The following is a 6,169-nucleotide window of genomic DNA, read 5'->3' as shown; positions in this document are numbered from 1 at the left end:
GCCACCGGCCCCGCCCCCGCACCCACCCCCACCCACCGGGACGGCGCCCACAACCACCACACCCCCCCCCGTTTCCCGGCCTGGCCCCCGGCCGCCATCGACGACATCGTCCTCGGTGTCGTCGGCCCGGTCGGCGACCAGGGCTCCGACATCGCCCGCATCGCCGCGGTCGCGGCCGGTCTGCCGGACACCGTGGCCGGCGTCCAGGAGAACCGCTTCTGTGCGTCCGGCCTGGAAGCCGTCAACATGGCCGCCGCCAAGGTGCGCTCCGGCTGGGAGGACCTCGTCCTCGCCGGCGGCGTGGAGTCGATGTCCCGGGTCCCGATGGCCTCGGACGGCGGCGCCTGGTTCAACGACCCCATGACCAACCTCGCCGTCAACTTCGTGCCCCAGGGCATCGGGGCCGACCTGATCGCCACGATCGAGGGCTTCTCCCGGCGGGACGTCGACGAGTACGCGGCCCTCTCGCAGGAGCGCGCGGCCACCGCCTGGAAGGAGGGCCGCTTCGACCGCTCCGTCGTCCCCGTCAAGGACCGCAGCGGACTCGTCGTCCTGGACCACGACGAGCACCCGCGCCCCGGCACCACCGCCGACTCCCTCGCCAAGCTGAAGCCGTCGTTCGCCGACATCGGCGAACTGGGCGGTTTCGACGCCGTGGCCCTGCAGAAGTACCACTGGGTCGAGAAGATCGACCACGTCCACCACGCGGGCAACTCCTCCGGCATCGTGGACGGCGCCTCGCTCGTCGCGATCGGCTCCAAGGAGGTCGGCGAGCGCTACGGACTCACCCCGCGCGCGCGGATCGTCTCCGCCGCCGTTTCCGGCTCCGAGCCGACCATCATGCTCACCGGACCCGCCCCCGCCACCCGCAAGGCGCTCGCCAAAGCCGGGCTCACCATCGACGACATCGACCTCGTCGAGATCAACGAGGCGTTCGCGGCCGTCGTGCTGCGCTTCGTCAAGGACATGGGCCTGTCCCTCGACAAGGTCAACGTGAACGGTGGCGCGATCGCCCTCGGCCACCCGCTCGGCGCCACCGGCGCGATGATCCTCGGCTCGCTCGTCGACGAACTGGAGCGCCAGGACAAGCGGTACGGGCTCGCCACCCTCTGCGTGGGCGGCGGCATGGGCATCGCCACGATCGTCGAGCGCATCTAGTCCCCAGCGGCAGCAGAGACTTCAGACCTCAACGGAGACCCCTGACATGACCGAGAGCACCACCATCCGCTGGGAACAGGACGACACCGGCGTCGTCACCCTCGTCCTGGACGACCCGAACCAGTCCGCGAACACCATGAACCAGGCGTTCCGCGACTCCCTCGCCGTGATCACCGACCGCCTGGAAGCCGAGAAGGACTCGATCCGGGGCGTGATCTTCACCTCCGCCAAGAAGACCTTCTTCGCGGGCGGCGACCTGCGCGACCTCATCCGGGTCACCCCCGAGACCGCCCAGGACCTGTTCGACGGCGGCCTCGCCATCAAGCGCAACCTGCGCCGCATCGAGACCCTGGGCAAGCCGGTCGTCGCCGCGATCAACGGCGCGGCCCTGGGCGGCGGCTTCGAGCTCGCCCTCGCCTGCCACCACCGGGTCGCCCTCGACACCTCCGGCACCAAGATCGGCTGCCCCGAGGTCACCCTCGGCCTGCTCCCCGGAGGCGGCGGAGTCGTCCGCACCGTACGGCTGCTGGGCATCGCCGACGCCCTGCTGAAGGTCCTCCTCCAGGGCACGCAGTACAACGCGACGCGCGCCCAGGAGAACGGCCTCGTCCACGAGGTGGCCGCCACGCCCGAGGAACTGCTCTCCAAGGCCCGCGCCTTCATCGACGCCAACCCCGAGTCGCAGCAGCCCTGGGACAGGCCGGGCTACAAGATTCCCGGCGGTACGCCCGCCAACCCCAAGTTCGCCGCCAACCTGCCCGCCTTCCCGGCCACCCTGCGCAAGCAGACCAACGGCGCGCCCTACCCGGCCCCGCGCAGCATCCTCGCGGCCGCCGTCGAGGGCTCCCAGGTCGACTTCGAGACGGCGCAGGTCATCGAGGCCCGCTACTTCGTCGAGCTGGCCGCGGGCCAGACCTCGAAGAACATGATCCAGGCGTTCTTCTTCGACCTCCAGGCCGTCAACTCCGGCGCCAACCGGCCCCAGGGCATCGAGCCGCGCCAGGTCCGCAAGGTGGCTGTCCTGGGCGCCGGGATGATGGGCGCGGGCATCGCCTACTCGTGCGCCCGCGCGGGCATCGACGTCGTCCTGAAGGACGTGTCGGCCGAGGCGGCGCAGAAGGGCAAGGGCTACTCCGAGAAGCTGTGCGCCAAGGCCGTCGCCAAGGGCCGTACGAGCCAGGAGAAGGCCGACGCGCTGCTCGCCCGGATCACGCCCACCGCCGAGGTGGCCGACCTCGCGGGCTGCGACGCGGTCATCGAGGCCGTCTTCGAGGACACCGGCCTCAAGCACAAGGTGTTCCAGGAGATCGAGAGCGTGGTCGCCCCGGACGCGCTGCTGTGCTCCAACACCTCGACCCTGCCCATCACCGCCCTAGCCGAAGGCGTGGAGCGCCAGGACGACTTCATCGGCCTGCACTTCTTCTCGCCCGTCGACAAGATGCCGCTCGTCGAGATCATCAAGGGCGAGCGCACCGGCGACGAGGCCCTGGCACGCGCCTTCGACCTGGTGCGGCAGATCAAGAAGACGCCGATCGTCGTCAACGACTCGCGCGGCTTCTTCACCTCACGGGTGATCGGCCACTTCATCAACGAGGGTGTCGCGATGGTCGGCGAGGGCATCGAGCCCGCGTCGGTCGAGCAGGCGGCCGCCCAGGCCGGCTACCCGGCCAAGGTGCTCTCCCTGATGGACGAGCTGACCCTCACCCTCCCGCGCAAGATCCGCAACGAGTCGAAGCGGGCCGTCGAGGAGGCGGGCGGTACCTGGGCCGCGCACCCCGCCGAGGCCGTCATCGACCGCATGGTCGACGAGTTCGGGCGCCCCGGCCGCAGCGGCGGCGCGGGCTTCTACGAGTACGGCGAGGACGGCAGGCGGGCCGGGCTGTGGCCGGGGCTGCGTGAGCACTTCACCAAGGCCGGGCGCGAGATCCCGTTCGAGGACATGCAGGAGCGCATGCTCTTCTCGGAGGCGCTGGACACCGTCAAGCTCCTGGAGGAGGGCGTCCTGACGTCCGTGGCCGACGCCAACATCGGCTCCATCTTCGGCATCGGCTTCCCGGGCTGGACCGGTGGCATCCTCCAGTACATCAACGGTTACGAGGGCGGGCTGCCCGGATTCGTGGCACGCGCGCGTGAGCTCGCCGAGCGCTACGGCGAACGGTTCGAGCCCCCGGCGCTGCTGGTCGAGAAGGCCGGGAACGGGGAGGTCTTCACGGACGCGCGCTGACGCGACCGTCACGCGGTCGGAGCATCCCCGGCGTTCTCTCCGCCGGGCTGCTCCGGCCGCGTGTCCTTGAGCCATTCGCCCAGTTCCTGCCGCAGCGACCGCTGGAACGCGGTCAGCAGGGCCTGCACCACCAGCGGCTGCATATGGGCCGACAGCCAACGCACGTCGTCCGCGTCGCGTTCCGACACCTCACCGCGCAGCAGCCGCGACAGCTCGCGGGCCGCCGTACGGGAGTGTTCGAGCAGAACGCCGCGGGCCGCGAGGATGGCCTCCTGGGACAGCGGGACGTCCAGGAGTTCCACACCCAGACGCAGCAGGCCCAGGTCGACGCGGCAGGCGTCACCGTCCCGCTCCACGACGCCCATCGCCGCGAGACGCTCCAGGTCCTGCTCCGTCAGCGGGCGCCCGGCCCGCCGCCGGAGCTCCTCGAGGGTCAGTGTCTCCGCCGAGTCCGGAGCCCACGAGGACACCACGGCCCGGTGCACGGCGAGGTCGTGTGCGGTCAGGTCCGGCGGCAGCCGGTCCAGATAACGCTCGATGGCCGCCAGCGTCATGCCCTGGTGCTGCAACTCCTCGATCAGCGCCAGCCGCGCGAGGTGCTCCCGGCCGTAGTGACCGACCCGGCGCGGGCCGAGCACCGGAGGCGGCAGCAGGCCCTTGGTGCCGTAGAAGCGGACCGTGCGGACCGTGACGCCCGCCCGGGCGGCCAGTTCGTCGATCGTGAGGGTCGGCTCCTCGGCATGGGTCGTCATGTGCAGCAGTATCGCTGTCTCACCAATGGTGTGAAACCTGCGGTCAGCGGGTGAGAAGCACCGCTCTGTGACGCGGAACACCGGGTACCCGGTGATCTCTCTGGGAAGGTGCTGCATTGGTCTGTACCGCGACACAAGGGTGGGTGCGGGCCGGGAAAGTACGGACACCCGGGCCCATGAGGCCCGGGCGCACCAGAGAGTGGAACCACCCGTGAGCAAGGACGCCGTGGAACCGGCACAGGCCGCCATCCATCCCCGGGCGCCCGGGCGGGCCTGGTCACCCGGCTGGACTTCCGGCTCAAGGGCAGCCCCGTCACCGAGATCGCCACGGTCGTCTTCCTGCTGGTCTGCCTCGGCATGATGTGGAACGACCCCGAAGTCGGCCGCAAGACCCTCCTGCTCGTCCCAGTCATCGCCGCGCTGCTGGCCGGCGGCTGGTTCGGGGTGCGGCGCCGGGTCTCGAAGACCGCGGACCAGGAGCTGAGCGAGCTCACGAAGTAGCAGGCCACGGCCACTGTCAGTGGCATCGCCTACGGTGGCGTCATGTCGGAGATCACGTATGTCCGGGGTGACGCCACCGCGCCGTCGGGCAAGGGCGTCAAGGTGATCGCCCACGTCTGCAACGACCTGGGGGGCTGGGGGAAGGGCTTCGTCCTCGCACTGTCGCGCCGCTGGCCGGAGCCGGAGGCGCGGTACCGCGCATGGCACCGCGGCCGCGCCGCGAACGACTTCGGCCTGGGCGCGGTCCAGCTCGTGCGGGCCGAGCGGTATGTGTGGGTGGCCAACATGATCGGCCAGCGGGGGACACGGACGGGCAGCAAGGGCGCGCCCGTGCGGTACGAGGCGATCGACACGGCGCTGGCCCGGCTCGCCGACGAAGTGATCGAACTCGGTGCCTCGGTGCACATGCCCCGCATAGGCTGTGGTCTGGCAGGCGGAAAATGGTCCCGGATCGAGCCCCTCGTCACGGAGCGGCTCGTGCGGCGCGGGATCGCGGTGACGGTGTACGACCACGGGGACGGCGGGGGATGACGGACAAGAACATCACCGACGGGATCATGACCGACGGCACCGATGTCCTGGTGCTCGGCGGCGCTGGTGTGGACACGATCGTGTACGTGCCGGAACTGCCGCTCCCGTACGCCGACAGCTACATGATCGACTCCGGGATCCGCACCCGGGCCGGGCAGACCGGCGACTTCGTCGCGGTGGGCCTGAGCGCCCTCGGCCTGCGCACCCACCACCTCGACCTGCTCGGCGACGACCCCGAGGGCGACCTGGTGCGCGCGCTGCACCGGGAGCGGGGCATCGCGCTCACCGCGGTCCCGCAGCCCGCCGGCACCAAACGCGCGGTCAACCTGGTCGGCCCGGACGGACGCCGCCTTTCCCTGTACGACACCAGCCGGGGGCACACCGACGACCGGTTCCCGGAGCCGACGCTGCGGGCCCTGGCCGGGGCCAGCCGGCACGCGCACGTGGCCATCACCCACCCGTGCGCCCAGGCCCTGCCCATACTGCGCGAGGCCGGAGTGACCCTCTCCACGGACCTGCACGACTGGGACGGCGAGAACCCGTACCACGAGCCCTTCGCCCACGAGGCGGACGTCGTCTTCCTCTCGGCGACCGCCCTGTCCGACCCCGAGCGCACCATGCGCCGCATCGCCGAACGCGGCCGGGCCGAGGTGGTGGTGGCCACCGCCGGCGCCGAGGGCGCGTACCTGCTGGCCGACGGCGAGCCGACCCGGATACCGGCGGTGCGGCCGCCCGCACCGGTGGTGGACTCCAACGGCGCGGGCGACGCCTTCGCCGCCGCGTTCCTCTTCGGCAGGCTGTCCGGCGAGCCGCCGCTGCGGTGCGCCCTGTACGGCGCGGTGGCGGGGGCCTACGCGTGCACGGTGCCGTCGACGCAGACCGACGCCATCGGCCGGGAGGAACTGCTGGGCCGGGTGGCCGAGCTGGAGTCGGCCGGCCTGTGAGGCGCGGGGGCGGGGGGGGGGCGCCCCCCCCCCCCCCCGCCCCCGCGGCGGCGCCCCCG

Annotated in this window: 5 protein-coding genes and 1 pseudogene; 5 read left to right on the top strand and 1 reads right to left on the bottom strand. The window is 71.6% G+C overall.

The annotated features are described in order from the left end of the window. The coding region (locus ACFW2E_RS38010; protein ID WP_384473952.1) for an acetyl-CoA C-acetyltransferase at nt 1-1,158 on the top strand (1,158 nt) is incomplete at its 5' end. Between the two features lie 46 nt (nt 1,159-1,204). Then, the gene (locus ACFW2E_RS38005; protein WP_384473949.1) at nt 1,205-3,382 is read left to right on the top strand and encodes a 3-hydroxyacyl-CoA dehydrogenase NAD-binding domain-containing protein; all 2,178 of its coding nucleotides are present in this window, start codon (nt 1,205-1,207) and stop codon (nt 3,380-3,382) included. Nucleotides 3,383-3,390: 8 nt separating this feature from the next. Here the strand turns inward: ACFW2E_RS38005 and ACFW2E_RS38000 are convergent, their stop codons facing one another. Continuing rightward, nucleotides 3,391-4,134: a MerR family transcriptional regulator gene (locus ACFW2E_RS38000; RefSeq protein WP_384473946.1), complete on the bottom strand. Its 744-nt coding sequence runs from the start codon at nt 4,132-4,134 to the stop codon at nt 3,391-3,393. 261 nt (nt 4,135-4,395) lie between these two features. On the opposite strand from ACFW2E_RS38000, the pseudogene ACFW2E_RS37995 reads away from it, so the two are divergent. From ACFW2E_RS37995 to ACFW2E_RS37985, 3 genes and pseudogenes are all read left to right on the top strand, one after another. Continuing rightward, a pseudogene (locus ACFW2E_RS37995) lies at nt 4,396-4,635 on the top strand (L-asparagine permease); the annotation flags it as partial. A 42-nt stretch (nt 4,636-4,677) separates the two neighbouring features. Next, nucleotides 4,678-5,166, top strand: a complete 489-nt coding sequence (locus ACFW2E_RS37990) for a macro domain-containing protein (protein ID WP_384473944.1) — start codon at nt 4,678-4,680, stop codon at nt 5,164-5,166. Nucleotides 5,167-5,192: 26 nt separating this feature from the next. Beyond that, nucleotides 5,193-6,110, top strand: a complete 918-nt coding sequence (locus ACFW2E_RS37985) for a PfkB family carbohydrate kinase (protein ID WP_384473957.1) — start codon at nt 5,193-5,195, stop codon at nt 6,108-6,110. The last annotated feature ends 59 nt before the right edge of the window (nt 6,111-6,169 follow it).

The organism is Streptomyces sp. NPDC058964 (assembly GCF_042741275.1).
In the GTDB taxonomy this organism is placed as follows: Bacteria; Actinomycetota; Actinomycetes; order Streptomycetales; family Streptomycetaceae; genus Streptomyces.
Note: the sequence above shows the minus strand (reverse complement) of the source record. Positions and strands in the feature narration are given on the sequence as shown.